This window comes from Shigella sp. FC1567, from assembly GCF_001743015.1.
GTDB lineage: Bacteria > Pseudomonadota > Gammaproteobacteria > Enterobacterales > Enterobacteriaceae > Escherichia > Escherichia coli.
The window spans coordinates 1-386 of record NZ_MIIV01000417.1 but is presented as its reverse complement, the minus strand read 5'-3'; the positions used below and the strand labels follow the sequence as shown (position 1 = coordinate 386).

Annotated in this window: 1 tRNA gene and 1 rRNA gene; both read right to left on the bottom strand. The window is 46.9% G+C overall.

Annotation, left to right across the window (positions count from 1 at the left end):
• Positions 1–170 precede the first annotated feature (170 nt).
• Positions 171–246: transfer RNA gene (locus tag BHE85_RS18915), tRNA-Glu, on the bottom strand.
• A gap of 85 nt (positions 247–331) precedes the next feature.
• Positions 332–386 (bottom strand): 16S ribosomal RNA (locus BHE85_RS18910); the annotation flags it as partial.

Sequence of the window (386 nt, the reverse complement as noted above, 5' to 3'; positions counted from 1 at the left end):
CGATTCATCATCGTGTTGCGAAAATTTGAGAGACTCACGAACAACTTTCGTTGTTCAGTGTTTCAATTTTCAGCTTGATCCAGATTTTTAAAGAGCAAATATCTCAAACATCACCCGAAGATGAGTTTTGAGATATTAAGGCAGGTGACTTTCACTCACAAACCAGCAAGTGGCGTCCCCTAGGGGATTCGAACCCCTGTTACCGCCGTGAAAGGGCGGTGTCCTGGGCCTCTAGACGAAGGGGACGTATCAGTCTGCTTCGCAAGACGCCTTGCTTTTCACTTTCTATCAGACAATCTGTGTGAGCACTGCAAAGTACGCTTCTTTAAGGTAAGGAGGTGATCCAACCGCAGGTTCCCCTACGGTTACCTTGTTACGACTTCACC